Annotated in this window: 20 protein-coding genes; 7 read left to right on the top strand and 13 right to left on the bottom strand. The window is 62.9% G+C overall.

The window, feature by feature from the left end; all coding sequences use genetic code 11:
* Window positions 1-411: 411 nt before the first annotated feature.
* From DL237_RS17545 to DL237_RS17510, 8 genes are read right to left on the bottom strand one after another with little or no spacing between them, the layout of a single operon-like run.
* Complete coding sequence (locus tag DL237_RS17545) at window positions 412-1830, bottom strand: NAD(P)-binding domain-containing protein (protein ID WP_119400389.1); 1419 nt, start codon at window positions 1828-1830, stop codon at window positions 412-414.
* On the bottom strand, window positions 1827-3275 hold the full coding sequence (locus DL237_RS17540) for an aminotransferase class V-fold PLP-dependent enzyme (protein ID WP_119400388.1): 1449 nt from the start codon (window positions 3273-3275) through the stop codon (window positions 1827-1829). The genes DL237_RS17545 and DL237_RS17540 overlap by 4 nt, the downstream gene beginning before the upstream one ends.
* Before the next feature lie 16 nt (window positions 3276-3291).
* Window positions 3292-4083 carry an ABC transporter permease gene (locus DL237_RS17535; RefSeq protein ID WP_119400387.1) on the bottom strand — a complete coding sequence of 264 codons (792 nt, stop codon included), beginning with the start codon at window positions 4081-4083 and terminating at the stop codon, window positions 3292-3294.
* Between the two features lies 1 nt (window position 4084).
* A complete protein-coding gene (locus DL237_RS17530; protein ID WP_119400386.1) occupies window positions 4085-4927 on the bottom strand; it encodes an ABC transporter permease in 843 nt (280 codons plus the stop codon).
* A 52-nt stretch (window positions 4928-4979) separates the two neighbouring features.
* Window positions 4980-6020: an ABC transporter substrate-binding protein gene (locus DL237_RS17525; protein ID WP_199672134.1), complete on the bottom strand. Its 1041-nt coding sequence runs from the start codon at window positions 6018-6020 to the stop codon at window positions 4980-4982.
* A gap of 35 nt (window positions 6021-6055) precedes the next feature.
* The gene (locus DL237_RS17520; protein WP_119400385.1) at window positions 6056-8047 is read right to left on the bottom strand and encodes a hydantoinase B/oxoprolinase family protein; all 1992 of its coding nucleotides are present in this window, start codon (window positions 8045-8047) and stop codon (window positions 6056-6058) included.
* Complete coding sequence (locus DL237_RS17515) at window positions 8044-10110, bottom strand: hydantoinase/oxoprolinase family protein (protein WP_119400384.1); 2067 nt, start codon at window positions 10108-10110, stop codon at window positions 8044-8046. The genes DL237_RS17520 and DL237_RS17515 overlap by 4 nt, the downstream gene beginning before the upstream one ends.
* A 3-nt stretch (window positions 10111-10113) precedes the next feature.
* Window positions 10114-11226 carry an ABC transporter ATP-binding protein gene (locus DL237_RS17510; RefSeq protein ID WP_119400383.1) on the bottom strand — a complete coding sequence of 371 codons (1113 nt, stop codon included), beginning with the start codon at window positions 11224-11226 and terminating at the stop codon, window positions 10114-10116.
* A 130-nt stretch (window positions 11227-11356) separates the two neighbouring features.
* Between DL237_RS17510 and DL237_RS17505 the strand changes: the two genes are divergently transcribed.
* From DL237_RS17505 to DL237_RS17490, 4 genes are all read left to right on the top strand, one after another.
* A complete protein-coding gene (locus tag DL237_RS17505) occupies window positions 11357-12361 on the top strand; it encodes a LacI family DNA-binding transcriptional regulator (protein WP_119400382.1) in 1005 nt (334 codons plus the stop codon).
* A 376-nt stretch (window positions 12362-12737) separates the two neighbouring features.
* Window positions 12738-13547 carry an FAD binding domain-containing protein gene (locus DL237_RS17500; protein WP_119400381.1) on the top strand — a complete coding sequence of 270 codons (810 nt, stop codon included), beginning with the start codon at window positions 12738-12740 and terminating at the stop codon, window positions 13545-13547.
* Window positions 13544-14050, top strand: coding sequence for a (2Fe-2S)-binding protein (locus tag DL237_RS17495; RefSeq protein ID WP_119400380.1), 507 nt, complete (start codon window positions 13544-13546; stop codon window positions 14048-14050). The genes DL237_RS17500 and DL237_RS17495 overlap by 4 nt, the downstream gene beginning before the upstream one ends.
* Entirely contained in the window at window positions 14047-16356 is a 2310-nt protein-coding gene (locus tag DL237_RS17490; RefSeq protein WP_119400379.1) for a xanthine dehydrogenase family protein molybdopterin-binding subunit, read from the top strand. Before DL237_RS17495 ends, DL237_RS17490 begins: the two co-directional genes overlap by 4 nt.
* Before the next feature lie 133 nt (window positions 16357-16489).
* Here the strand turns inward: DL237_RS17490 and DL237_RS17485 are convergent, their stop codons facing one another.
* The 3 genes from DL237_RS17485 to DL237_RS17475 all read right to left on the bottom strand — a co-directional run bounded on the left by DL237_RS17485 (window position 16490) and on the right by DL237_RS17475 (window position 20486).
* Window positions 16490-18478: a TRAP transporter permease gene (locus tag DL237_RS17485; RefSeq protein ID WP_119400378.1), complete on the bottom strand. Its 1989-nt coding sequence runs from the start codon at window positions 18476-18478 to the stop codon at window positions 16490-16492.
* A gap of 76 nt (window positions 18479-18554) precedes the next feature.
* Entirely contained in the window at window positions 18555-19550 is a 996-nt protein-coding gene (locus tag DL237_RS17480; protein WP_119400377.1) for a TAXI family TRAP transporter solute-binding subunit, read from the bottom strand.
* An 84-nt stretch (window positions 19551-19634) separates the two neighbouring features.
* The gene (locus DL237_RS17475; RefSeq protein ID WP_119400401.1) at window positions 19635-20486 is read right to left on the bottom strand and encodes a TauD/TfdA dioxygenase family protein; all 852 of its coding nucleotides are present in this window, start codon (window positions 20484-20486) and stop codon (window positions 19635-19637) included.
* Between the two features lie 272 nt (window positions 20487-20758).
* On the opposite strand from DL237_RS17475, the gene DL237_RS17470 reads away from it, so the two are divergent.
* Window positions 20759-22399, top strand: coding sequence for a GMC family oxidoreductase (locus tag DL237_RS17470; protein WP_119400376.1), 1641 nt, complete (start codon window positions 20759-20761; stop codon window positions 22397-22399).
* 263 nt (window positions 22400-22662) lie between these two features.
* Here the strand turns inward: DL237_RS17470 and DL237_RS17465 are convergent, their stop codons facing one another.
* Window positions 22663-23535, bottom strand: a complete 873-nt coding sequence (locus DL237_RS17465) for an aldo/keto reductase family oxidoreductase (protein ID WP_119400375.1) — start codon at window positions 23533-23535, stop codon at window positions 22663-22665.
* 93 nt (window positions 23536-23628) lie between these two features.
* Between DL237_RS17465 and DL237_RS17460 the strand changes: the two genes are divergently transcribed.
* Together DL237_RS17460 and DL237_RS17455 are read left to right on the top strand one after the other, a co-directional pair.
* Window positions 23629-24528 (top strand): LysR family transcriptional regulator, encoded by a 900-nt coding sequence (locus tag DL237_RS17460; protein ID WP_119400374.1) that lies wholly within the window; start codon window positions 23629-23631, stop codon window positions 24526-24528.
* 260 nt (window positions 24529-24788) lie between these two features.
* Entirely contained in the window at window positions 24789-25895 is a 1107-nt protein-coding gene (locus DL237_RS17455; protein ID WP_119400373.1) for a helix-turn-helix domain-containing protein, read from the top strand.
* On the opposite strand, the gene DL237_RS17450 is transcribed toward DL237_RS17455, so the two are convergent.
* Window positions 25840-26853 (bottom strand): alpha/beta hydrolase family protein, encoded by a 1014-nt coding sequence (locus DL237_RS17450; protein ID WP_158585674.1) that lies wholly within the window; start codon window positions 26851-26853, stop codon window positions 25840-25842. The genes DL237_RS17455 and DL237_RS17450 overlap by 56 nt on opposite strands.
* Window positions 26854-26944: the final 91 nt, after the last annotated feature.

Here is a 26944-nt window from a genome sequence, read left to right as displayed (position 1 = left end):
CCGGGCTGCTCCACCCCGCGACAAAACCACTAAGCAGTGGAGCCCCGATCTAACCCCCAATACAATCAGGCGCAACCCAAAATCATAGCCCTTTTCAGAAAGATTTCATGGGACTGACATTCTGCTTTCGCATACGAAAGCGCACGCGGTCAGCAGCCGTGGAATAGAGAACTTAACTTGCTTCGTCGCGTGGGCGAAGAGGGCAAATACTTCTTCTTGGGCGCAGCCCGCCAGAGGGGACCAGAGTTGGTTTTCGCCCTCGGGGCGGGAGCTATGCCGCTGTAAACTCCCTGCATCCTCGGTGCGTGTGAACGAAGCGGGATATTGTGCGCCGAGCAACGCAGAGCATACAAAGGAGAGCGCTTCACGGATTGGGTTGGGGGATCTCGATGAGTGCGACGGCGGGGCGCTTCACGCTCGATTCGGCAGATGATCTGCGGGCAGATATTCATCCCCGTGCAGTTCGGGCGTGTCATAGGCGCGAAGTCTGTCGAAATGCACCTCGATATCCTCCGCAAAGAAGGCGCGCGCGATGGCGCGTGCCAGGCGCTTTGCGCCAACTGAAACTGCGGGGATATCGCCGGAAACCTTGCCGTGGCTCAGCATGGCAGCGTCGTTGAAGCAGTGAATTTGCGCCAGGGCAGGGCACATGCCAGGCTGCTTTTCGATAAAGGAGAAATCGGGTGCCAGATAGGGCGACTGGCCGAAATTGCTGTTGCGTTGGCTGAGGGGAAAGCCGGGTCGATCTGCCCATGAGAGCACATGAGGAGCGATTTGGGACAGTTCCGCTCGATCAGAGAAATCATTTCGAAATCCGGTTCCCGCGATCACGAAGTCGCTTTCGAACTGACCGCGCGAGGTTTCGATCTTTACGCGATCACCGGCCGGGGTGACGCCGGTCAGCGCGCAATCCAAGTGAAAATACGCGTTGTCATGTGCAGACACCCGGCGAACCGAATGGCGCGGTGGGGGCACTTGCTGAGCAGCGGCATAGCCGTGAATTTGCAGCTTCCAGTCGTCAGGGAGGTGACCCAGCCCCAGCTCAGTACCGGGACTTGCTATGCCAGTCAGCTTGTTGACAGCGGGAATGCTTGCGCGCCGGATCAGCAGATCGACCCGTGCCGCGCCGGCCTCAAGCGCCACGGCGGCGTTATCGAAGGCGGACGCCCCTGCGCCAATGACCGCCACCTCACGCCCGCGGAGTTGGGAGAAGTCGATGTCATCCGCACTATGCGCCCAATACCGTGGATCCAGACCGCGAAGCGGCGACGGGACTGCGCCGCCGCCAAGGCCCGATCGGCCCGTTGCCAACACCACCCGGCGGGCCAGGAGCTGTGCCGGACCTTCCGGTCCGTTCATCGTGACGCGCAGCAGCGTTCCCTCTCCGCGCAGGTCTCTCAAACGGGTCTCGTTTCGCACGGGCAGGGCCAGAACGCGGCGATACCAACGCAGATACTCCATCCATTGCGGCTTTGGGATCTTGTCCAGGGCATCCCAGGCCGCTGCACCCCATTGGGCGGTGAACCAGGCGCGGAACGTCAGGGATGGCTGATCCAATGCGGGGCCGGTCAGTGACTTGGGCGAGCGTAGGGTTCGCATCCGGGCGAAGGTTTCCCAAGGACCCTCGAAGCCTTCGGCGGCAGCATCGATCGCAAAGCTGTTGTCGATGCCGAGGAAACGCAGCTGTGCTAGCGCCGCCAATCCGCACATACCCCCGCCGACGATCAAGACATCGAGGACACCGTCGCGGGGTGGCACCCAAGGTGACGCGGGAAGGTTGAGAAAGGCCAGATCCTGGGCGAGCCGCGTTTCGAGATCGGCAAGACTCATGCCGACTGCCTTGTGCCTGAATGGTGGCGGAACCGTGCCGTCGCGGGATCACAGGTATAGTCGCGGGCATATGTGTCGGCGTCCCTGGCCAAATCGGCGACCCCTTGCAGAATGCGCGTCACTTCGTCTTCGGAATGGAGCCATGAAAGGTTAAGTCGGACCCAGCCCGGTTTTTCCATTTCGTGACCCTCCGAGAGGCGCCCGAACAGAGTGTCCGACCCTTCTTCGTCGATCCCAAGCAGCTGATGCGCATAGGGGCCGGCGCAGGCGCATCCGCCGCGCACCTGAATGCCGTGAAGATCACTGAGCATCCGCGTGAAGAGCTGATGGTGTACAAGCCCTGTCTGCCCCTGAACCCGAAAGGACAGGATGGGCAGTGCTTCTGCCTCTGAGCGTTCCAACAGGTCGATCTGTGGCGTCCCCGACCACGCAGAAAGAGCCTGTGTCCGCAGGTGGCGGTCGAGGTCGACAATCCGGGCTGATCCGACGGCATCCTTGACCAGCATGACCAGCGCCGCGCGAATATCGCCCACCACATTGGGAGTACCGGCTTCCTCGCGGGCCTCGACGCGTGGGGAATAGTTGTGTCGCCAAGGCGAGACAAACGTAACCGTACCGCCACCCGGAACGGTCGGGGTGCTACGTTGCACCAGGCTATCCCGCACGATGGCCACCCCCGATGCGCCAGGACCGCCGGGAAACTTGTGTGCTGAAAACACGATGGCGTCTTTTGCCGCATCGGGGGTCGGCGTCATGTCCATCGGCAGGTAGGGGGCGCCGCCGGCGTAATCCCAGATCGCAAGCGCGTCATGCGCCTTGAGGAGGCGCGTCACCGGATCCGGGTCGGTCAGGATGCCGGTCACGTTCGAAGCGGCGGAAAAGCTGCCAATGATCAGATCTGCCTGCTGCTGCTTGAGCAAGCTTTCAAGGTGGTCGAGGTCGACCCCGCCGCGGGCACCCGGGCGAACCACCAGGACCTCTGCACCGCTTTCGCGCCAGGGCAGGATGTTGGAATGATGTTCGTATGGGCCGTGTATGACGACGATCCGGTCGCCGTTTCGCACCCGTTCCTCGATCTGCAAAAGCCGCGCGATACGGTTCAGGCCGGCCGTTGCACCTGATCCGGCAAAAATGACGTGTCCGTCGGGGCCTGCATTGACCAGACGCGCGATCGTCGTGCGTGCCTCTTCCCGCATTCGTGTCATCGCTTCGCCGCAGGCGGACGCCTCGGTATGGCTGTTGGCGTACCAGGGCAGGACGTGTTGCGCGACGAAATCTTCGACCTGGCGCAAGGCGCGGCCCGAGGCGACGTAGTCAGCGTAGAGCATCCGCTGCGTGCCATAAGGCGTGTCAAAGGGCATATCCCGACCGATCAGACCGTCGCGGAGATGATCAAGGATATCCGTACGCTCCAGCGAAGCGCGAAATCTGGCAAGGTGGGTCATGGGCGGGCTCCGAAGATCAGGTGGCGACGGTCATTTTTTCGATCCCGTAAAGCCTCTCGGCCACGACCAATGCAATCACCGCGAGGAGCAGTTGCAAACTGGACAGGGCAGCGATCGAGGGGTCGAACTGGTGTTCCATGTAGGCCAGCATCACCACGGGCAGGGTGTTGGTTTGCGCCGACCCGAAGAAATAGCTGACAGGCAGGTTGTCGAACGAGGTCAGAAAGGAAAACAGGCATCCGGCGGCTATTCCCGGGCGGATCAGCGGCAAGGTCACTTCGCGAAATGTGGTCAGACGCGAGGCACCCAGTATAAGGGCCGCTTCTTCGTAGGCGGGCGGAACGGAGCGATAGACTGCGGTGACGGTGCGAATGACGTAAGGCAGGCAGATCACGGTATGGACGATGCACAGGGCTGCGAACGAGATACCGAAGCCCAGCCAGGACAGGAAGAATAGAGATGCGAAACCGATGACGATCATCGGCATCGACAAGGGCGAGAGGAGAAAGGTCGTGATTGCCGTCGCCCAGCCCGATCGGGCGCGGCTTAGATGCAGCGCGGCCGGGATGCCCAGCAGGCAGGATGCTACCGTCGCCACGACGGCCAGCTGCAGGCTGACCCAGAGGCTGTCGATGAAAGGTTGATATTCGAAGATCCGCGCAAACCATTTGAATGACCAGCCGGGAACGGGAAAACTGGCATACCCCGCCGAGGTAAAGGAAATCACGACGACGACCGCAATTGGCAGTATCATGAATATGAAAAAGGCTGCGGTGAAGATCCACAAGGCGATGTCGGTCAGGCGCATGTCACGCTCCCTGGCGGCGCACGAGGCGCAATTGCAACCACAGGCACGCCAGTGCGATCACCAGAAGGATCGTGCTCATCGTCGAGGCGAGGGCGAAATCGCGGGTGGTGTTGAACTGCTGGTAGATCAGCAGGGGCAGTGTCTGAAAACCGCCACCCAGCAGAACGAGTGTCACGAAAGAGCCATTGGCGATCATGAAGACAAGGATCGCACCGGTCCCGATGCCATCCATGGTCAAGGGCAGCGTAACTTCGAAAAAGGTGCGGAACCGCGATGCGCCCAGCATCAGGGCGCCTTCTTCCAGCCGCCTGTCGACGCCTTGCAGGACGGATGCGATGGAAAGGACGGCGAAAGGTACCAGCACATGCACCAGCGCCGCGATGGCCAGGCCAGGGGTGTTGAGGAGGCGCAACGGGGCGTCGAGGATCCCGAGGTCCGTCACAAGCCATTGGTTAACGAGGCCGCGCCGGGCAAAAAGGACCTGCCAGCCATAGGTGCGCATGATGATCGACGTTAGCAGTGGCGCGATCAGCAGAAAGATAATCGGCCCGGACAGGCGGCCCGCTTTGCGCACCAGAACATAGGCGACGGGATAGGCGATCAGCACGGAAATGGCAGTAACAGCGGCGGACAGGACGACGGTCTCGACGATGATACCCAAATAGAAGCGGTCGCTGAGAAAACTGCCGTAACGGGCAAGCGTCAGGCTGCCGTCTTCTGTCATGAATGAGCGCGATGAGTTATCCACCAGCGGCATCACGAAAAAGACGACAAGAAAAATCAGCGAAGGTGCCAGCAGCAAGGCCTGGCGCATTCTGGCTGAAACGTGGGCAGTCTTCGGCATGGGTCTTCCCCCGACGTGAATGTCCCGCCGGCGCACCGGCGGGACCAGCGGCTTACATGCCGATTTCGCGGTTCCAGCGGTCGACCCAGTCGTTTCGAACTCTGGCGATTTCGGCGTAGGGGGGCAAGTTTGCCTCGGACAGTGGCGTCACGCGCGAGGCGAGCTTTTCGCTGTATTCGACTTTGGTGTTCGTCACACCATAGTTCAGTATCTCGGCAAACTTGGACTGGTTCTCTGGCGCCAGGACCTCGTTCAGGTAGTCCCAGGCAAGATCCGAGGCGTTCTTGGGCTTCTGAATCGCCACGGCGGTCATCGCGCCACCTTCCTCGGGGTTGATGAAGCTGATCCAGTCGACACCTTCGTCGACATGGTTCCAGGTCCGACCATCGAAATAGATGCCCAGATCCGCTTCGCCCGATGCGAGGTGATTGAAGAAATCGTTCGGGCCAGCCCAGAAGACAAGGTTGTCCTTCATTTTCGCCATTGCCTCAAAGAAGGGGTCCACGTTGTCGACCGTGCCGCCCAGTGCATTGTTCAGGGCCCAGAGGAAAAACACGGTTGTCGGACCGTACTGGATGGACGGAACGGAGGCGATGAATTCCCCCGAGGCCACCCGGTCGACGAAGGCGGCAAAGCTCTTGGGCGCGTCAGAGACGACTTGCTTGTTGTAGGTGATGCCGCCGACGCCATAATCGAAATAGGTGCCCTTGCCCAGGCAGGCATCAGTGAACTCTTGCGGAATATTCGCGAGGTTGGGCAGCTTTTCGACAGTGAAATCGTCCATCAGGTCGCCCTCGGCGGCAATCACGGCCAGGTCGGGGGACATGATCAACACATCGAGCGGCGGGTTTTCCGGGTTGGCCTCGACCTGCGCCAGCCATTGGGCCGGACCGCCGAGAGAAACGGTTGCTGTCGCCCCGGTCTTTGCCTCGAAGGGGGCAACGAAGCAGTCGCGGATCGCGCGTTCCCATACGCCACCGTAGGCGGTGACATTGAGGGTTCGATCCTGCGCGCGCAGTGGCAGGCCGTTCAGGCCGATAAGGCCCGTCGCCGCAGCGCCGGTGCCAAGGAAGGTACGTCTGTTCAGTTTCATGGGTCTCTCCGTTGGTTAGGCCGGTTAACAGGTAGCTAGAAGGAGCGTAGGCACGTTTCGAACCGCTTGATCGCGGTGTCTCGTTGGGTGTCGGACGCAGGACTGCGCGGAAAGTTTGAGGGCAGATCCGCAAGAACCGTTTCAAAGATTTTCCGGCGATGCGTCTGGCGGCGTGACAAGGGCAGGCTCAGCAGCGCCGAATTCAATTGATCCATCAGGGCGGGTGCGAAGATGCTGTCCCAGGTATCGCGTTCCGGCCCGAAGACCGTGCCGTCCTGGGTAGGCATTTCCGCACGCAGGGCCATTGTCGCCTCCGGATCAAGGTGTCCGTCGCAGAGCACGACGCCGTAGGCCCGCCGGGCTGCATCCGGGGTGACGAACCCGGCGGCGACATCTGCCAGAACGGCCATTGGATCGCGATCCGTCGGATTGCCCCATCCCCCGGCGCCAGGGGTGCGGAAGGTCACGATATCGCCTGCGTTGACCTCCAGGACGTCGATCTTGCCAAGCCGGATTTCGCGCGGTCTGCCCTCGTTGACGATAAGCGAACCGGGTTGCCCGGGCTGGCCGCCAGCCTGACCCCATGGCCTGAAAAGCATTCGCTCCATGCCGCGGCCAAGTACGTGAGAGCCATCGGTCAGGACACGAAAGGACAATTCCATCCCGCAGCCGCCACGCCATTGCCCCGCACCACCCGAATCCGCGCGCAGCGCATAATGCAGCACTTCGACACCCAACTCGGCCTCGACCGTTTCGGCGGGGTTGTTTGCCAGGTTCGAAATGCCGCTGTCGCGACCGTCCACACCATCGTGGCCGTGCCGCGCACCGGTTCCCCCGATCAGGGGTTCGATCACCTGCACCATCCGACCCCCTCTGGCCGTAGGTTCGCTCATCACGATGGGGATCACGGTGCCGGATGCGGCCGCAGGCAGGACGTCGGGCAAGGCAAGTCCGAAGGCACCGTTCAGGATATCGTTCACCCTGATTGCAGCGGCATGGCGTACGCCAGTCGCTGCCGGCTCCTGCGGATTGACCAGAGTGCCCAAGGGCGTGGTGACGGACAGGGGCCGCAGCAGACCTGCGTTCAGGGGCGCGGATTTGTCCAGGGTTTGCACCAGCGCCAGCATTCGCAAGGTCAGCCACGCGTGAGGGCGCCCACACGAGGGGATGTTCATTGCCGTGGCGACCTGGGGATCGGTGCCCGTGAAATCCAGATGCACCTTGCCATCCGCAATCTCAACCGTGACCGAGACGCGCACAGGCAAGCGGCTGGCCGCATCATCGTCAAGGTAGTCCGAGAAACTGTAGCGCCCTTCGGGCATTTGCCGCAGAACCGCTTCGGCCTTGCCGGCAGCATAGGACATCAGAGCTTCCTGTGCCGCTGTCAATTCGGCCACGCCATGTTGGCGCAGCATTTGTTCTGTCCGCCGACGCCCGGTGGCAAGAGACGCGAGCATGGCGCGAATGTCGCCCATATTTGCCTCTGGTGTGCGCGAGTTGGCATCGAGGAACAGTTTGATCTCTGGGCTCATCTCTCCACGCCGCATCAGTTTGACCGGCGGAATGCGCAGCCCTTCCTGAAAAATCTCGGTGTTGAGGGGTGAAATGGAGGAGGCGACCCGTCCCCCTACGTCCGAGCAATGAACGAAGCACCACCCATAGGCGACGATTTCACCCTCATGAAAATAGGGTTCGATCATGTGCAGATCAGGCAGGTGTGTCGCCAGCCCCGTCGACCGATAGGGATCATTCGTCAGGATCACATCGCCAGGCTGCAAGGCCCCCTGAGTATCGATGACAGACTGGATTGCGGGCAGACACTCCAATCCGACGAAACCAGATACGCCGATGGAGCGGGGATAAGCGAAGAACCGTCCATCCAGCCCAGCCAGCGCACAGGCGAAATCAGCCGTTTCCTTGACATAGAGCGTCCGTCCCGTGCGTTGCAGCGTCAGGCACATCTCTTCGGTGACGGAGGCGAATTTGTTTCCCAGGATCTCAAGCAGAACGGGGTCGAGGCTGCTCATGCCTTGGTCCTTTCGATGATCAGGTTGCCGTGGTCGTCGACGGTGGCCATCCAACCTGGAAGGATGACCGTGGTGGTTTCGGGTTGCTCGACGATGGCCGGACCGGATAGCGTCGCAGCCCGTCCAAGGTCTGATCGATCATAGACGTCTGCGGTATGCCATGTGCCCTTGTGAAAGATGTCCCGTCGGGTGCGTATGGGCGCGCCGCTGCCCGTGGCCGTCGCTGCCGCCAGCGGCTGTCCCGCCCCGATCATGGCCAGGCGGATCGTGCCGATCTCTACCGGGGCATCGGTGTCGCGAAACCCATAGATCCGTTCGTGTTCGCGATGGAACGCCTCGGCGTAGGCCTGAACATCGTCGCCGGCAGACAAGGATACCCGCAGTTCATAGGCCTGGCCGGCATAACGGATGTCGGCAGAGCGTTCGGCGCGCTGTTCCTTGATATCGGGCAACTCGTCCGCCAGCCATGTCTCACCTTCGGCCTGAAGTGACGCAAAGGTTTCCTCAGCCAATTTTACCGTGTCGTCGTTCAGTTCGACGCGCAGGGAACGGACGAAATCGCGGCGTAGATCGGCGCCCGCAGCGCCCATGGCGCAATAGGCCCCTGCGGCCTGGGGGACAAGAATTCGCGCTATGCCGATTTCTTCGGCCAGCAGGTTGGCTTGGGTCGGGCCTGCACCGCCAAAGGGAAGCAGCACGAAATCGCGCGGGTCCAGGCCACGTTCGGCCATCGTGCGAAACAGCGAACCGGCCATTCCTGCGCAGGCAACGGCCAGGGCACCTTCGGCAAGGCGAGCTTCGCGGTCGGCCCCCGTCAGGCCAATACGATCCGCCACCCCGTTCAGCGCGGTTCGGGCGGCGTCGCCATCCAGCGGCATGGCGCCGCCCCCGAACATGGCGGGGTCGATGAAGCCGCAGGCGATAAAGCAGTCCGTAACGGTCGGTTCGGTTCCGCCACGCCCATAGGAAACCGGGCCGGGGTGCGCCCCGGCACTCTGCGGGCCAACCTTGAGGACACCCTGCGCGTCTGCCCAGATGATTGATCCGCCACCCGCGCCAATTGCGTTCACATCCACCACCGGCAACACCAGCGGCAGCCCTCCGATATCAGTGCGCGTGGCTATGCCTGCGGTACCATCGGTTGCAACGGCCATGTCGGAGGACGTTCCCCCCATGTCGAAGGTAATGATATTTTCCATTCCGGACTGCCCGGCCTGACGCACGGCGGCCATGACGCCGGATGCGGGACCCGAGAGGATGGTTTCGACGGGGCGGGCCATCGCCGATGCCACGGACAAGGATCCCCCGTTCGAGGCCGTGACCAGCAAGGGCGCCGTAACGCCAATCCGTTTCAGCCCGCCGGTCAGGCGGTCGAAATAGGCGGCCATCAACGGTTGGATATAGGCATTCAGGCAGGCGACCAACGTGCGTTCGTATTCACGGATCTCCGGCCATATCTGCGCGGCAGAGGATATCGGCAGCGCTTTCAGCCGTTGGGCCAGCGCCTGCGCGATGCGGCCTTCGGCTTCGGGGTTGGCGTAGCCGTTGATCAGCATCAGGGCCGCGGCATCGAGCTTCAGCGCGGCAAGTTCGCCAGCAACGCGATCCAGCTCCTGGGCATCGGGCTCTCGTGTGATGTTGCCGTCGCGGTCAAAGCGGGCATCAATCTCGATCACGCGGGCACGGCTCACCAGGGGAACCTCTTTCTGCGCGTGCAGATCGAAAGACGACGGCATCCGGCATCGGGCGATTTCGAGGATGTCGCGGTACCCCTTTGTCACGATCAAACCGATATCCGCGCCACGGCGCTGGATGATCGCGTTCAGTCCGATGGTCGTGCCATGCATCAAGCCGCCCACATCACGCGCCGTCATCCCTTCGCGTTCGAGGAATTTCCCCAACCCTTCGATCAGTGCCTGCGCGGGGTCGTCCGGGGTGGAGGGTTCCTTGAAGAGCGAAACGCGTCCCGTCTGGGCATCGGCCATGACAAAATCGGTGAATGTACCGCCGACGTCGATGCCGATCCGCAGCCGTCCGGACAGGCCTTGGGAAATGTCGTTCATGAATTACTCCTGCGGTTCGGCATCGGTCACGATCACGCTGTCCTCGATCGGCCAGCCGAGGGATATGCTCTGCCCTATGGAAAGGCCGGTTTGCCCGAGCGATGCGTCCGCCTGCCGATAGGCGGTGATTTCCGTCTCCGAGTCGGAAAGGGCGATCCGGTATGCGGCGTAGGATCCGCGGAACGAGGCGGCGATGATCCGCCCCGTCAACCCCTGCGGCAGACTGGCGGCGTCAGGACCAAGAACGACCCGTTCGGGGCGTACCGACAAGGTCAGCGTCGCACCCGGGGTGAACATTTCGTGCGATCGGTCAGGCGTCGGGCCTGGCAGGGGCAGCTTGCCCGCCACGGTGTCAAGATATCCGTGCGGCATGACCGTACCGGCGAACAGATTGGACGTGCCCAGGAACGTCGCGACGAAGGCGGTTTCGGGTCGGTCGTAGATCTGGTTCGGTGCACCCAGTTGCAGAATTCGTCCGCCGTGCATCACGGCGATCTGATCGGACATCGACATGGCCTCTTCCTGATCGTGGGTGACCAGAAGCGTCGTGATTTCCAAGCGCTGTTGCATTTCGCGGATTTCGAACTGCATCTGTTCGCGCAGGGCCTTGTCCAATGCGCCCAACGGTTCGTCTAGAAGAAGAACCCGCGGATTGACGACAAGCGCCCGCGCCAAGGCAACGCGCTGCTGCTGGCCACCTGACAATTGCGCAGGAAACATGTCTTCGCGCCCCGTCAGGTGCACCATGTCCAGCATGCGCCGCACCTCGTCCGACTGTGTCTGCTTCGAAGCGCCGGCCATGCGCAGGCCAAAGGCGACATTTTCCGCAACGGTCCTATGGGGAAAGAGTGAATAGCTTTGAAACACCATGCCCAACCCGCGCCGGTTGGGGGGCTGGCGCGTGACGTCCTCGCCCGCGATGCGAATTTGTCCGCTGTCAGGGGTCTCGAAACCCGCGACCATTCGCAAGGTCGTGGTCTTGCCGCACCCAGATGGCCCCAGAAGAGACACCAGCGCACCGGGTTCGACGACAAGATCAAGGTCATCGACGGCAACCAGACCTCCGAATTTCTTGCTGATCGCCGTGAGGGTCAGTGCTGAGGGATCATTGGTCATACCGGCTCCGCTATCTTTCCTTGACGATTGTAGCGCTACAATAATTTGTAAAGGGAAAAATGAAGTGCGCTTGGATGTCTTGCCAATCTCAGACGCCCGGCGCATTTTCAGGGCAGCGAAGAGAGACCTGATGAAAGACGCACCGCGCCCGTCCGCCAAGAAGCTAACGATGCAGGATGTCGCCGCAGTCGCCGGGGTGTCTCCGATGACTGTCTCGAACTGTTTTCGGTACCCTGAAAGGGTGCAGGACACGACCCGGGCAGCCGTGTTGGAGGTCGCTGCGAACCTGGGGTACGTCCCGAACATGTCTGCGGGGTTGCTTGCCACCGGAACCAGCCGGGTCATTGGCGCCGTTCTGCCGTCAGTTCGGAATTCGTCGTTCTACAATTACACGCTCGGGCTGCGTGATGCGGCTGCTGCGAGGGGGCACAGGCTGATCACGATGATCGCGGAAACCCCTGAAGAGGAGTTGTCTGCGGTACAGACCTTGCTGGGGCTGAGGGTGGCCGGGATCGCGCTGGTCGCTGGCCCCCATGCGCCTGCGCTGCGGCAGTTGCTGGACCTGTCGGGAATGCCCGCTGTCGAAAGCTGGGGCGGTGCGGATGCGATCGGGTGCGGCGTGGGATACGACGTCGGCGCCGCCAGTCGAGAGCTGACGCAACACCTGATCGCCCAAGGCCGCCGTCGCATCGGATTCGTCGACGTCTCGGGTGGCGGAGGCCTGCGATATTCCATGCGTTTGCCTGCGTTTCGACAGGAAATGTTCGCGGCAGGCCTGTCTGACGCGCTTGTCCTCAAGGTGCGCGCTGCCGATGGCTTCGGGGCCGGCGGGCAGATCGTCGATGAATTTCTGGCGCAGGAGCCGCGTCTGGATGCCATCCTTTGCCCGTCCGACGTGGTTGCAGCCGGGGCGGTCTTCGCCTGTAACCGACGGGGGCTGTCTGTGCCTGACGAAATCGCGGTCGCAGGGTGGGGCGACTATGACATCGGTCGCCAGCTGACCCCATCGCTGACAACTATCGCGCCGTTTTCTGACGAAATCGGCGTCGGTGCCATTCGGGCCCTGCTGGATGGTGCAAGGACTGAAACGCGGGTTCAGACCCGGTTTGCCTTGCTGGTACGTGAAAGCGCGTGACGTTACGGAGTCAAATCGCCTGCGCACGGTGACCCGCTGAACGTGCTGCGGTGGGTGAATTCCGGTCCGAGCGATGGCGTATCATGTCGCCTCTACGCTGGGGGCCGCGCTGTTCACGCCCGATGCGCTTGAACGAATGCTGAGGCGAGCGTTCAGCAGGGGCTTGGTGCAGCTTTCGATCCGACTGGATGGCGGTGGTCGATGAACCGGTCCCGGGGGTGCCCTTGGTCCGCCAACGACGGTCACCAAAGTCACCATCTGTCAGGCTGGTCGTGAAAATGGAAAACTCCGGTCGTGAAATCTGTTGATCGGAGATTGCGAACATGGTTGCATGATCAATAGCGAATTAAGTGTTCATTATTGATCGGACCTTGAGATGTTTCATTCCCCCTCTGCGCGCCAGGTCGCACGAACACCTGCCGATCTGGCACCGATGCCCTTGTATCGGCCGGAGACGATCTCAGAGGCGCTGGCGGCCCTGCACGAAAGTGGCGGGACGATATATGCGGGGGGGACCGACTTCTTTGCAGGGGTTCGCCAGGGGCTATCGCCAAAGGCATTGATATGGGTCGCCGCAATTGCGGAAATGAAGGGATGCACCATCGACAGCAACGGGCTGCACATGGGCGCGCTTAATACCCACGATGAAAGTGTCGCAGCGCCCGAACTGGATGCCGTGCCGGGCCTTGCCGAAGCGTGGTCGAAAATTGCCACGGTACGTATTCGGCATCAGGCAACGCTTGGTGGCAACCTGATGGCGCGGCGCGAACGTTACGAGCTGTCGATCCTGTTGACGGCCCTGGGGGCGACTGCCCGGATGGTTGGGCCAGAACTGCAAGTGGATATGCCAGTTCAGGATCTTTGGCAGGCGGACCTGGAGAAAACCCCACTATTGGCGTCGATTACCATTCCGCTCGATAACGCGCCGATGCTTGCATACGAACGCTCGATGCGTCCGACCTTCACTCAGGCGCTGTGCCGGCGCGGGCAGGCCCTGCGCTGCGTCATGGCGACAGAGTGGTTGCAGCCCTGGTTCAAGGATGCGCCGCTGGACGCTGACGCGGGCCAGATGATGTCGGGACTTCCTGCCGATTTCCACGACCCAGCGGTCAGCAGGGCGCACTTGGTGCGCGCGGGCAGCGTGTTCCTGAAACGCCAGATTGCACGGCTGGAGGATCTCGCATGAGCCTGATTTCAAAAGACGGGGCGCTGCGCGTGGCCTTCACGCTCAACGGGCGGGAGACGACTGTGGAAACGGTTACGTCGCGCGTGCTGTCGGACCTTCTGCGGGACGACATGAACCTCAAGGGAACGCGGGTGTCATGTGGGCGAACTGTATGCGGCGCATGCAGTGTTCTGGTGGATGGCTTTCCGCGGGCGGCCTGTTCAACGTTCGCATTCGAGGTGGAGGGACGGGATGTCCAGACCATCGAAGGCGTCGAGGCGCCCGATGGAACACTGGACCCGGTGCAGGCTGCCTTTGCAGCCAAGAGCGCGTTTCAATGCGGGTTCTGCACCAGTGGAATGATCCTGCTGGCCAAATCACTGCTGGCCACACACCCGGACCCGGACCGCGCGACGATCATCGCGTGGATAAGCTCCAACATTTGCCGATGCACAGGGTACGAACTGATTGTCGAGGCCGTGCAAGACGCGGCACGCGCGATGCGGGAGGGGCCAAAATCATGAGTGATCAGAAGCCGTTGCGCATTGTGGGGCAGCCCGTTGAGCGGGCCGATGCCCATGCCAAGGTGACCGGTCGCGCGCGCTACACCGTCGATCTGGCAAAACCGGGCATGTTGCATGCCAAGGTGCTGCGATCGCCCCATGCACATGCGCGCGTGGTCTCGGTCGACATTGCGGCGGCCGCTGCAATGCCTGGCGTGCGCGCCGTGACCACGGGGCCGCAACTGGCAGAGTGGGTTGCCATGCCGGTATACGGCTATTTCATCAAGGATCAGCCGATCCTGGCGATGGACAGGGTGCGTTATGAGGGGGATATGGTCGCGGCCGTCGCCGCCGATACCGAAGCGCAGGCAAATGCCGCGTTGGCGCTGATCCGGGTCGAATATGCGGCCCTGCCGGACCTGCCGGATATCGATGCCGCGCTTGACACCGACGCGCCAGACCTTTTTCCCGAAACGCCGCGCGGCGTCGTTCCACCTTATGGACAAGGGGCAAGCGCACAGCTCTGGCCCCGAAAAAACGTCTGTTATGCCTTTCGGTACGCCAGCGGTAACGCGTCGGTATTTGAGCGGTGCGATCACGTCTTTGACGACGAGTTCCGCTTTTCCCGGATGAACCACCTTCATCTTGAGCCCTTCGTCTGCGTCGCTGAGTGGCGCGAGGGGGATGAGATAGAGGTCGTGACGAGCTGTCAGAACCCGTTCCCCCTGCGCAAGGAAATCGCGCGGATCTTTCGGCTGGCCGAAAGCCGGATATCGGTGAAGGTGCCGTTCGTCGGCGGGGGCTTCGGGGCCAAGAACAATTGCAAGACCGAACCAATTGCGCTGGTCCTGTCAAAGATGACGGGACGGCCCGTGCGGTTCTGCATGACGATGGAAGAGGGGTTCCTGACCAATACGCAGCATGCGGCGGTTCTGAAACTGAAGACCGGTGTAATGGCGGACGGAACGCTGGTGGCGCGTCAGAGCCACATCCTGCTGGACAGCGGCGCGTACAGCGATGCCAGCCCGCTCGTGGCCGAAAAGGCCGGTTACAGGGTGTCGGGACCGTATCGGTATCAACACGTGGAGTCCCTGTGTGAATGCGTGCTGACGACAACCACGCCTGCGGGTCCGTATCGTGGTTTTGGCGGAACACAGGCGACCTGGGCCAGTGAAAGCCAGATCGACATGATCGCGCGCCGGCTCGGGCTTGATCCGATGGAAATGCGCCTGAAGAACCTCGTTGCGTTGCATGAGCCGTGGATGCCGGGCGAGAGTGGCGTCGACAGCGACATGGCCGAGGGGCTGGCGCTGGTGGCCGAGGAGATCGGCTATGATCGCCCCAGGGATGCGGCGCCCGGCTGGTCGCGCGGGCGGGGCCTGGCCATCGGGTTCAAGGATGGCGGCGGGGTCAACAAACCTGCGCAGGCGCGGGTCAAGGTGTCGACCGGGGGCGACATCCACCTGATGTGCGGCACGGTCGAAATTGGCCAGGGCGCGCGCACCGCATTGGCGCAGGTGGTCGCGGAGATTCTGGGCGCACCGCTGGCGCGTGTGGAATATCTGCCGCTCGACACGCGCTACACGCCGTTCGATCAGGGCACCAACGCCAGCTCGGCCATCACGGTGATGGGGCAGGCGGTGCAGCGCGCGGCGGTTTCGGTACGCAATCAGGTATTGCAGATGGCGGCCGAGCACCTGGGGACCGACGCCGCAGCCTTGGAGCTGGAGGACTGGACGATCCGCCACGGCAACGAAGCGCATCCGCTGGCGCCGATGATCATGCATATCTACGGGGGCACGGGGTTCGAGTTTACCGGCGACGGCTTTCACAAGCAGGCCAACGACCATCAGGCCCCGCTGGAGACGAAATCGGTATTCTGGGAAATCGGCTGGGCGGGGGTGGATCTGTCGGTCGATCGGGAAACGGGTCAGGTCAAGATCCATGCGCTGGCGGTCAGCGGCGATGCCGGGCGTGCCATTCACAGGCTGGTCTGCCGTGGTCAGGACGAAGGCGCGGCGCTGATGGGGCTTGGACAGGCGCTGTTTGAGCAGATGGTCTATGACGGCAGTCGCCTGATCAACGGAGAGGCGCTCATGTACCGCGTGCCGCTGGCTGAGGATCTGCCGGATCGGTTCACCTCGATCCTGCAGGAACAGGGGCATGGGCCGGGACCATTCGGCGCGAAAGGGATGGGCGAGGGCACGATGCTGCCTGTCCCGCCTGCGATTGCGAATGCCATCGAGGATGCCGTGGGCGTGCGGATCAGGGACCTGCCGTTGACGCCCGAACGCATTCTGTCCGCGATCGTCGCTGCGCAGGGCTGAGGCCTGAGGCACCCATCGCAGGAAATGCAAACCGCCCGCAGAGTGTTCTGCGGGCGGTTTCGGTTTGTGCGGTCAGGTTGCTTTGGCGGCCAGGTTGCTTTGCTGGCCAGGTCGCTTTGCTGGTCAGGTCGCCTCAGGCGGTCGAACGTTCCTCTTGTCCGCCACGCAGCACCAGGGCCAGGCCGGCAAGGATCAGCACCATGCAGATCAGGCTGGTCGTGACATCTGGCAGGAAGGCACCGATCCCGATCGCAAGAAAGGCGATCCGCAGGGGTGCCTTTACCGGGCCACGGGCAAAGCCGACCAGTGCGATGGAAATCGCCCCCAGACCGAGCAGGGCCGAGGTGATGTTCAGCGCGATACCGGACAACGACCCGATCAGCAAAAGCCCGGGGTCCATGACAAAGACAAAGGGAACGATGTAGGCGACGATGGCCAGTTTCATCGATTGCCAGGCGGTGTCCATCGGATCGGAGTCCGCGATTGTCGCGGCGACGAAGACCGCCACGCAGACCGGGGGCGTCAGAAACGACAACGCGGCGAAGTAGAAGACAAAGAGATGCGCCGAGAGTTCCGAAATGCCCGCCTGCGTCAGGGCGGGGGCGGCCAGGACCGACAGGATGACATAGGACGCGGTCACGGGCATCGACATGCCCAGCACGATCGAGCAAAGCGCGGTCAGCACCAGCATGACGATCAGGTTGCCGCCCGCCAGCGCCAGCACCTGTTGCGAGATCAGCAAGCCGATGCCGGTCAGGTTGATGATGCCCAGGATCAGCCCTGCGATGGCCGCCACGAGGCCGAGTTCGATCATCCCGGTGCCCGAGGTGATCAGCGTGTCCTTGAACTTGGTCCAGGTCATCGGCTGCGGGCCGAAGTAGGAAATCGCGATGACCACGGCGGTGGTGATCAGGGCGGATTTCGTGGGCGTCAGGTAGAGCACGAAGAGGCAGTAGAGCAGTGCGGCGAGGGGCACCATGTAGCTCCAGCCGCGCAGCAGCGTCGTCAGCAGTTTCGGCAGCTCGGAGCGTTTCATTCCGCGCAGGCCCAGGCGCCCGGCCTCGAGATCGACCTGCACGAACAGCGCGATGTAGTAGAGCAGCGCGGGCACCAGCGCGGCGCGGACAATCTCGTGATAGGGCAGTTGCAGGAACTCGGCCATGACGAATGCCGTGGCCCCCATGATCGGGGGCAGGAGCGACCCGCCGGTCGAGGCGACCGCTTCGACTGCGCCGGCCGTCGCGGGGCGGAACCCGTTGCGGATCATCATCGGGATGGTGATCGTGCCGGTAACGACGACGTTGCCGGAGGCCGAGCCGGAGAGAGAGCCGAACAGGCCTGAGGCGAAGACCGCCACCTTGGCCGGGCCGCCGCGCCGATGGCCCATCAGCGACATCGAGATTTCGGTGAAGAAATTCCCCCCGCCGGTCAGGAACAACGCCCGCCCGAACAGCAGGAACGCAAAGACCATGCCGAAGACCACGGCAGGCACCATTCCGAGCAGTGCCGAGGTATCGGTCACCATGTAGTTGGACAGCCGTGCCCAGGAGGTCGCCCGCCCGCCCATCGGCCCCGGGATGTGGTTCTTGAACAGGGCATAGGCCATGAAGGCGGCGGTCAGCAGCACCAGCGACCAGCCAAAGGCGCGCCGGGTCAGTTCCAGGATCAGGATCAGGGCGATCGTGCTGACGACCGTGCGTTCGGTGATCAGCATACCTGCCGTGCGCACGATTTGCGGCCAGGTCACGCCGAGGTAGACGCCAACGCCGAAGCCGACGACCGCCAGTGCCAGATCGAACCAGGTCTGTCCGGTGCTGGCGCGTGCCTTGGTCATCGGCAGCATGGTAAAGCCGCCCGCAAAGATCAGGCCGTACAGAATGGCGTAGAACTGTTCGCTGAACAGAAAGACGTTGATGTAGACGAAAACGTCCAGGGTATAGATCAACCCGACCAGCGTGATGGCAAGGCCGATCGCCGGGGTCAGAGCCTTGGCGATCCTGCCGGGCAGGGTCGTGGGTTGAAATGTCTGCTGCCGTTCTTCCGGGGGCAGCATGTTCGCGGGCAGGTCTGGTCTGTCGGTGGGGGCTGGCCTGCCTGAGGGGGAAGTGTCGCTTTGGTTCATCCGCTGTGTCCGCTGTCGGAAGGGCAAGGTGACCGCCCGCAAGCCTGCGCCTGCGGACGATCAGGGGATCAGGCGATCACTCGGCGAGCAGCACGTCCTGCCGGGCCTGCATCGCATCGCTCCAAAGGCCTGCTTCCTTGAAGTAACGGATGGCGCCGTCGTGATAGGGAACAACGACATCGGCGGTGGCAAAGTTTTCCGATTTCCAGCCGCCGAGGCTTTTGTTGATGGCGCGGAAATCGTCGTTCTTTTCGTACATTGCCTTGGTCACGGCATAGACCGTGTCATCTGACACGGCAGCCGAGGCGACGATGTAGGTGGCGAGGTAGGTCAGGGAAATCGGCTCGCGGATCCCCGGAGGGCCTGCCGGTACCTCGCTGACGAGGGCGGGGTAGACCTCGCGCATTTTTGCCAGCGCTTCGGGCGATGTATCCAGCCCGAGGAAGCGAATGCCGATGGTCGAGTCCAGCTCGCCCGTGATGCCGGACCCGACGGAGGCGTAATAGACATCAAGGCGGCCTTCGGACACGTCTTCGCGCAGCGAGGCGTAGAGCGAGGCCCGCGGAATCGGCTGGACATCGTCCCATGTCAGCCCGGCGTTGGCGATTTCGCCAAGCGCGTAATCCCCCACGGCTGGCGATCCCGAAAATTCGCTGGCCATCTTCATGCCGGCCATTTCGTCACGCGACATGATGGGGCTGTCGTTGGGTACGAAAAGACCGACGTTGATGCCGCCCCCGACGACAACGGCACGGATGTCGTGCGGCGTGTTGAAGGCCCCTTTGCCCTTCCATCCCAGCCATGCCTCGTAGTGCGATGTGACACCGAGATCGACTTCGCCATAGTCCATCATCGGCATCCAGACACCCGCGCCGGACGCGGTCAGCACCTTGCCGGTCAGATCGGCGCCTTCGGAGACGGTGGCGGCGACGGCGGCACCGACCACATAGTCGTTCGAGCCGGATTCACGCGCGCCGATGATCACTTCGGTTTGCGAGAGCGCGGCGAGGGGAGCGGCGGCAATCAGGGCCGTCGCGCTGAGGGTTCGCAGAGATTTTGACAGTACGGACATTGAAATTTCCCTGTTGGTTAGGAGGTCGTTCGTGGCTTTGCGCCTTGGTCTTTTTGGGGTCGTGAGCGGGGTGGTCTGCCTGGATTATTCGGCAGCCACGTCACTGGTGTCATTGCCGGGCGCCAGGTCTGCGCGTGGCTTGTCCGTGCCCTCGATCTGGACGCGGTAGCCGGATCGGACATGCGGCCAGTAATCGAAGATCGCGCGGTGGTGCGCGCAGCGGTTGTCCCAGAACGCAATGGAATGCGGCTGCCAGCGAAAGCGGATCTGCCACTCCGGCATCGCGCAATGTTCGAAGAGAAAGGCCAGCAGGTGCTTGCTTTCGACTTCGGACAGGCCGACGACGCGGGTGGTGAATGCGACGTTCACGAACAGCAGCTTGCGTCCGGTTTCAGGGTGGGTGACGACAATGGGGTGTTCCGTGGCTGGCGTGCCTTCGCCAAAGATCGGCACGCCGTCGTGGATCGCGGTCAGCCCTTCGAGGTAGGTTTTCATGCGCGGCGACAGGGCGTCGTAGGCGGCGTACATCGAGGCGAACATCGTGTCACCGCCGCTCATCGGTGGGACGGTATGGATGTAGAGCATGGACGCCATTGGGGGCACGGCCGCGCAGCTCTGATCCGAGTGCCAGACGTCGCCCGATACCTTCTTGGATGTCTCATCTGCGTGGAACCGGCGCACGGCGGGGTGGTCGGTGGGTTTCGAGATGGTCTTTTTACCGACGTGTGTGCCAAGCGGGCCGAACAGGCCGGCGATCCGCGCGTGATCGTCGAAGGATATCTTCTGATCCCGGAAGAACAGCACCTGGTACTCCAGAAAGGCCTGCTTCAGCTCGGCTTCGCTCTCGGAGGAGAGGGGGCTGGTCAGGTCTATGTCCAGAATTTCCGCGCCGAGCATGGGCCCGTAGGGCACGGCGGTGAATGTTTTGTAGTCCATGGGATCAATCTCCATTTCCACGCCAGACTGCCCGCCCACGGGCTGATCCTGCGCAGTGTCGCGTCTGGTTGCTGTCTTGCTATGTGTTCATATTAGAACATAGTTGCCATAATTGAATGCTCAGCATCGAGGCACTGTGAGTCAAGTTTATTTGTGAAAATATCGAAAGGGCGGGCCCCGCCGCTTGACAGCTTGCTGAAATCGCCCTGTTTATGAACAATTCGTTCATTTATGAATTTATCCGCGAAAGCGCATGATCTGGGGGCTGGCGAATGGTGCAGGAGTCGACCAAGGGCCATGGGCCTGCCGACGTGCGACACGATTTTGTCATTGTGGGGGGCGGCGCGGCGGGCTGTGTGCTGGCAAACCGGCTGAGCGCATCCGGGCGTCACCGGGTTCTTCTGGTCGAGGCAGGCGGGAAAACGCGGGGGCCGTGGTTCGAAATTCCCGCTGGCATCTATTACCTGCTGAGCAACCCGAAATACCTATGGCTGTACCGCGCCCTGGCGACCGAGGCCTATGGCGGTCGCGAAACGGTCATGATGCAGGGTCGGGGCCTGGGCGGCGGCAGCGCGATCAACGGCATGCTGTACATGCGTGGCCAGCGTGAGGATTACGATCTCTGGGCGCAAATGGGGTGTACGGGCTGGGACTGGAACGGGGTTCTGCCCTACTTTCGGAAGTCGGAGCGCCTGGACATCGGCGGCGCCGAGGGGGCGCATGGTCGCGACGGTCCCTTGCGGCTCAGCTGGATCAAGGACCTGCATGATACCTCGTGGGATTTCCTGCGGGCGGCGCAGGAGTACGGCCTGCCCTTCAACCCTGATGTGAACAGCGGCGATCAGGATGGCGTCGGACATCTGCTGGCAACGATCTGGAAAGGCCGTCGCCAGTCGACCGACAAGGCCTTTTTGCGGCCCGCGATGGGACGCGAAAACCTGGAGGTCCTGACCGGGGCCGAGGCGCTGTCGCTGACGTTTGACGGGCGGCGCGCGACCGGGGTGCGGCTGCGGGATGCGCAGGGGAAGGAACAGATCGTGCGCGCGGGCCGCGAGGTTGTTCTGGCAGCGGGGGCCCTGGGCAGCGCGGCGTTGCTGCAACGCTCCGGCATCGGGGCGCCGGACCATTTGGCGCAGCTGGGCATCACGCCGGTGATTGCAGCACCGGAGGTCGGCGAAAACATCCAGGACCACCTGTTCGCACATCTGAAATTCGCGACCAACAGCACGAGTGACAGCCATAACCGGGTGTTGTCCAGTACACCGCGCATGGGCCTCGAGGCGCTGCGCTGGATCTTGACGCGCAAAGGGGCGCTGAACATGCCGACATCGCAGGTCACGGGATTCATCCGTTCGTCTGCGACCGCGCGGCGGGCCGACCTGCAACTATCCATGCGCCCGTTGTCCTTTCACCTGACGCCGTCGGGGCTGAAGATCGACGACTTTGCCGCGATCACGGTTTCCGCGATCCAGACGCGACCGTACAGCCGTGGGCGGTATCGCATTACCGGACCGGATGCGGTCAAGGGAACGCTGGATATGGGGTATCTGAGCGATCCGCGTGACGCCGAGATCCTGGCGCAGGGCATGCTGCGCATTCGGCAAATCATGACCCAGCCAGCCATCGCGCATCGCCTCCGCGAGGAAGTCGAGCCGGGGCCCGGCGTTGCCAGCATTGAGGCCCTGCAAGCCCATCTGCGCGGCGCGGCGAGCACGGTTTATCATCCGGTGGGGACCTGCCGGATGGGCGGGGATGACGGCGCGGTCGTTGATCCGGCGTTGCGGGTCCGCGGTGTGGCGGGCTTGCGGGTGGCGGATTCGTCCGTCATGCCGGTGATCCCGTCGGGAAACACCAATGCGCCGTCGATCATGATCGCAGAGAAAGGTGCCGACCTGATCCTTGCCGACACATAGGGCGCGGCGGGTGCGGCGGGTGCGGCGAGGCTGGGCAGCAGCGACGCTGGCTGTCGGAATGACAGCGGGCTGTCGGCACAACCAGCGTACGCTTTTGCGCTGCCCTTTGTGCGTCGACCCTAGTGCGCCGACCCTTGTGCCAGGGACCTAAGCGATAGCCCGACGCCATGGTCGACGTCGGGCATTTCGATCAGGTCTTCGCGCGGGCAAGTCTTTGCGCGTGCGCAGGGCGCCGGTGCAAGTGCCGGGGGCTGCCAAGCCCTCTATTTGCCGATCCCGTCCAGCGTGCGCAGCGCGTCCTGCGGCAGAACAAGGTCGCATGATGCGAGGTTTTCGCGCAGGTGGGCCACTGACGAAGTGCCTGGAATAAGAAGGATATTCGGCGACCGTTGCAACAGCCATGCCAGTGCGACCTGCAACGGCGACGCCCCTAGATCCTGCGCAACGCGTGACAGGGCGTCGGACTGAAGCGGGGAAAAGCCACCAAGCGGGAAGAACGGGACATAGGCAATTCCGTCTGCCGCGAGGTCGTCGATCAACGCATCATCGGCGCGATGCGCGAGGTTGTAGAGGTTCTGAACACAGACTATATCCGCGATCTGCCGGCCTTCGGCAACCTGTGTCGGTGTGACGTTGCTCAGCCCGATATGACGGACCAGCCCCTCGCGCTGAAGGTCTGCCAGGGCTTCCAGTGGCGCGGCGATGGACCCTTCCGCCGGACCCTCGGCAAACATGATCCTGAGGTTGACGATATCCATCACCTCGCGTCCGAGGTTTTCCAGATTGTCGCGCACCGCCTGCGCCAGCGCCTCGGGCGATTGTGCCGGGTTCCACGACCCGTCGCTGCCCCGTACGGCACCGATCTTGGTCACGATTGTCAGATCGTCGGGATAGGGATGCAGGGCGTCGCGGATAATCTGGTTGGTGACATGGGGACCGTAGAAATCGCTGGTGTCGATATGGTCGACGCCGCTGTCGATGGCTGTGCGCAGCACGTCCATCGCGGCGGCACGATCTTTCGGGGGGCCGAATACATGCGGCCCGGCCAGCTGCATCGCACCGTATCCCATTCGTTTCACGGTGATATCGGTGTTCTTGAAGGTGAATGTGCCGCCTAGGGGGGAAGTCGTTGTCATGTGTCTCTCTCCTGTTCCTGGGGGTGATATGGACATCAATGACTGTTCGGGAATACATTGATCGTGGAACACCCCGTCCGGATAATGCGAACAATGAGCGAGCTACGAGATCTGCGCCTTTTCATTGCCGCGGCGACCCATGGGGGATTTCGCGGGGCGGCGCGCGTGACCGGTGTTCCGGTCTCGACCATCAGTGAGGCGGTGCGCCGGATCGAGGATCGGCTGGGGGTGCGCCTGTTGCATCGGACCACCCGCAGCGTGGCGCTGACCGAGGCTGGACGCGCGCTGTTGGAGCGGATCGTTCCGGCGCTGGAAGGTGTCGAAAGCGCGCTGGAATCGGCGGCGGGGTTTGGCAGGGGGCCGCGTGGTACCCTGCGTCTCAACGTTCCGGGCGCGGTCACACGCAAGATCCTGCCGCCCATCCTGACAGGTTTCCTGAAGGCCTATCCGGATATTTCCGTCGACTTGACGGTCAACGATTCACTGGTCGATGTTCTGAGCGAGGGTGCGGATGCGGGGATCCGCTATGGCGAAACCCTTGCGCAGGATGTGATTGCCGTTCCCATCGGACCCCGGGTTCAACGCGGCGCGACGGCGGCCTCGGCTGACTATATTGCCCGCCACGGTGCCCCGCAGCATCCACGAGAGCTGCTGTCACATGCCTGTATTCGCACGAGATTTCCGGGGGGCGCCCTGACGGAATGGGAATTCGAGCGGGACGGAGAGGTGCTGAGCGTCGACCCGAGCGGCCCGCTGACGGTCAGCACCCAAGCCGCAGAGATCGCCATTGCGACGGCGGTGTCGGGGTTGGGCATTGTTGCATCGTTCGAGGCATGGCTGCGACCGGCCCTGGACGACGGGCGTCTGCTGCCGGTGCTTGAAAGCTGGTGGCCGACGTTCGAGGGGCCGTTTCTATACTATTCAAGCAGGCATCACATGCCGCTGCCGCTGAGGGCCTTTGTGGATTTCGTGAAGGCATGGCCCAGATCCTGAGGCCGTTCCCCCATCGACGGGCGCGCCGACCGTGTGACCTGCGCCGGTTCGGGCGGGACGGGACGGAGCGGGGTGGCACGGAGCGGGCAGGGACGGAGGGGGCAGGGCGATGGCAGAGATCTGTGCCGGGATTTAGGGCCTCTTTTCCGGGTGGCATCCGGCCCCGGAAACCGGGCAATCTGGACATCGGTATTCACGTCGGTATCAAAGCGGTATCCGGGCGGTGGAACGCCGTTTCCAAGCAGAGGTGATCCGAGACCATGCCGGCGATCCCCCTTCCGTTTATCGTGACGGCTGTTCTGCTTGTCCTGCTGCTTGAGATGTTGCGAGCGCGGCAGGGCGCGCCGTTGTTCGCGCTGTTCGTCGCCGCCTGCGCGTTGCAGACCGGGGTGGTCGGCCTGCGATGGAGCGTCGACCCCGCCTGGGTGCGGATGGTGCAACCGGTGCTGGCCGCCTGCCTGCCGCCGCTTGCCCTGGCGGCGTTCAATTCCCTGCGCGGGCGAAAGGTGTCGCTTGTCGGCGGCCTATGGCCGCTGTGCATCCTGGGGGTGTCGGTTTTGCGGCCCATTGCGATTGACCCCGTCCTGATCCTTGAATTCGCGCTGTACGGCCTGATCATCATGATCCTGCCCTTGCCCGAAGACGCGCTGAAGCGGGTCAGGCTTGGCGATGAATGGACCGTGACACGGGCGCGATATGGCGTTGCCGCCCTGCTGTTGCTGAGCGCCGTTGTCGATACGGTCGTGGCGGTGATGCTGGCCGAACACGCGGTTGCCAACGCGGCACCGGCCATCGCGGCGATGATGGGGATCATGCTGGTGGGGCTGGCCGCAGTTCTCTTGAGGCGGACGGTCGCCACCCTGCCGGACACCGAGGCTGGCGGAGCGGCACGGGCAGATGCGCGGCGGGCATATGCGCGGCGGGCAGATGCGGGGCCGACCGGTCGCCCGGCGGGCGGAAGGGCATTGGCGGATGCCGGGCAGGCCGAGGCCAGAGAAGCGGAGGCGCCGCGCAACGAGGAGCTGGATCGCGAAAGTGCGCAGAGGGTTCTCTTGCAGGTCGAGGCCGCGCTGGCGGGCGGCCTTTACCGCGACCACGACCTGACACTGCAACGGATCGCCCGCCGCACCGGCATCACGGCGCGCAAGATTTCCTACGCCGTGAACCGGTTCAGGGGCTGCACCGTGACCGACCTGGTCAACGGCTATCGGGTGCGCGAAGCCATGCGGCTGCTGCGCGAGAGCGATCTGCCGGTCACAGAGGTGATGCTGGATGCCGGGTTCCAGACCAAGTCGAATTTCAATCGCGCCTTCAGGGCTGTTGCAGGGCGGACACCATCTGCGTACCGGCAGTCAGAAAACGGATGACGGTTTTCGCGATTTCATCATGCAGCACGGCGCGCGGTGCGGTTTCGCCCCGGCAGATATAGGCGTCTTCCTCCAACAGTTCCTCGGCGCCGGGTTTGCATTCGCTGATAAAGGTGAAATGCGTTGCGCCGATGATTTCCGCATAGCGCGATGTCGCGGCGGGCAGGCGGGCGGCCTGTTCGCGCGATTCCCAGCCCAGTGGCAGCGCCGGATCTTCTATCCCGGCGGCCAGCGCCAGGACCGGGATGGAAATGCCGGCCAGGCTTTCGGGGGGAAAGGCGCGAATCCCCTCCATATCCAGCAGGACGGCTGCACGAATGCGCGGATCGCGGGCCATGGCGGGGGCAACAGCTTGGCCGCTGCCGCTTTTGCGATAGAGCGAACAGACCAGCGCGTCGGTGGCATCACCACAGGCCGTCATCAGGCGGTCGAAGGAAAATGTACCACCCGCCATCATCAGCGCCGTCGAGCCGCCGAGCGAATGCCCGATCACCGCGATCCTGTCCCGGTCGAGGCTGGCGGCAAAGCGCGGAGTGTCCAGCAGGGCGTCGAGGGCCCGCGAGAGCTGATGCACGCGGTCCGCTGAGTGTTGCGCCCAGTCGGGCGACATGTCGCCAAAGGTCGTGCCGGGATGATTGAGCGTCACGACGACATATCCCGCCGCCGCCATCCGCCCGGCCAGCCAGGCCTGGTTGCGCCACAGCCCGCTATAGCCGTGCGACAGCAGGGCCACCGGGTGCAGGCCATCGGCCAGGGGGGCCTGATCGACCACGGGCACGCCGACAAAGGCCGGGTTGTCGGCAATCATCGTCACCGGCCCCGGTCGGGTCGTGGGGTACAGCACCCGCGCCTCGATCCCGGGAATATCGAGCCTGTCGTGGCCCACGGGCGCGGCGGTCTGTGCCTGTGCGCCGGTACTGGCGAAAAGCAGGATCATCAGAAGTGAGAGAGGTCGCATGGGAGGCTCCTTTGCCATTCAATACCCATGCTCCTGAAGAAGATTTCCGTCGGGCGAGACCTCGAACGCGATCAAGTACCGCACGAGGGAC

This window comes from Pseudooceanicola sediminis, assembly GCF_003575965.1.
GTDB classification, from domain to species: domain Bacteria; phylum Pseudomonadota; class Alphaproteobacteria; order Rhodobacterales; family Rhodobacteraceae; genus Pseudooceanicola; species Pseudooceanicola sediminis.
Note: the sequence above shows the minus strand (reverse complement) of the source record. Positions and strands in the feature narration are given on the sequence as shown.

Excerpts from the sequence above, each read along its gene's own strand:
- DL237_RS17470 (WP_119400376.1), top strand. The coding sequence starts at position 20,759 with ATGGTGCAGGAGTCGACCAAGGGCCATGGGCCTGCCGACGTGCGACAC.
- DL237_RS17460 (WP_119400374.1), top strand. The coding sequence starts at position 23,629 with ATGAGCGAGCTACGAGATCTGCGCCTTTTCATTGCCGCGGCGACCCAT.
- DL237_RS17480 (WP_119400377.1), bottom strand. The coding sequence starts at position 19,550 with ATGTCCGTACTGTCAAAATCTCTGCGAACCCTCAGCGCGACGGCCCTG.
- DL237_RS17485 (WP_119400378.1), bottom strand. The coding sequence starts at position 18,478 with ATGAACCAAAGCGACACTTCCCCCTCAGGCAGGCCAGCCCCCACCGAC.
- DL237_RS17510 (WP_119400383.1), bottom strand. The coding sequence starts at position 11,226 with ATGACCAATGATCCCTCAGCACTGACCCTCACGGCGATCAGCAAGAAA.
- DL237_RS17465 (WP_119400375.1), bottom strand. The coding sequence starts at position 23,535 with ATGACAACGACTTCCCCCCTAGGCGGCACATTCACCTTCAAGAACACC.
- DL237_RS17535 (WP_119400387.1), bottom strand. The coding sequence starts at position 4,083 with ATGCGCCTGACCGACATCGCCTTGTGGATCTTCACCGCAGCCTTTTTC.
- DL237_RS17505 (WP_119400382.1), top strand. The coding sequence starts at position 11,357 with ATGAAAGACGCACCGCGCCCGTCCGCCAAGAAGCTAACGATGCAGGAT.
- DL237_RS17520 (WP_119400385.1), bottom strand. The coding sequence starts at position 8,047 with ATGAGCAGCCTCGACCCCGTTCTGCTTGAGATCCTGGGAAACAAATTC.
- DL237_RS17525 (WP_199672134.1), bottom strand. The coding sequence starts at position 6,020 with ATGAAACTGAACAGACGTACCTTCCTTGGCACCGGCGCTGCGGCGACG.
- DL237_RS17540 (WP_119400388.1), bottom strand. The coding sequence starts at position 3,275 with ATGACCCACCTTGCCAGATTTCGCGCTTCGCTGGAGCGTACGGATATC.
- DL237_RS17490 (WP_119400379.1), top strand. The coding sequence starts at position 14,047 with ATGAGTGATCAGAAGCCGTTGCGCATTGTGGGGCAGCCCGTTGAGCGG.
- DL237_RS17450 (WP_158585674.1), bottom strand. The coding sequence starts at position 26,853 with ATGCGACCTCTCTCACTTCTGATGATCCTGCTTTTCGCCAGTACCGGC.
- DL237_RS17530 (WP_119400386.1), bottom strand. The coding sequence starts at position 4,927 with ATGCCGAAGACTGCCCACGTTTCAGCCAGAATGCGCCAGGCCTTGCTG.
- DL237_RS17545 (WP_119400389.1), bottom strand. The coding sequence starts at position 1,830 with ATGAGTCTTGCCGATCTCGAAACGCGGCTCGCCCAGGATCTGGCCTTT.
- DL237_RS17495 (WP_119400380.1), top strand. The coding sequence starts at position 13,544 with ATGAGCCTGATTTCAAAAGACGGGGCGCTGCGCGTGGCCTTCACGCTC.
- DL237_RS17500 (WP_119400381.1), top strand. The coding sequence starts at position 12,738 with ATGTTTCATTCCCCCTCTGCGCGCCAGGTCGCACGAACACCTGCCGAT.
- DL237_RS17455 (WP_119400373.1), top strand. The coding sequence starts at position 24,789 with ATGCCGGCGATCCCCCTTCCGTTTATCGTGACGGCTGTTCTGCTTGTC.
- DL237_RS17515 (WP_119400384.1), bottom strand. The coding sequence starts at position 10,110 with ATGAACGACATTTCCCAAGGCCTGTCCGGACGGCTGCGGATCGGCATC.
- DL237_RS17475 (WP_119400401.1), bottom strand. The coding sequence starts at position 20,486 with ATGGACTACAAAACATTCACCGCCGTGCCCTACGGGCCCATGCTCGGC.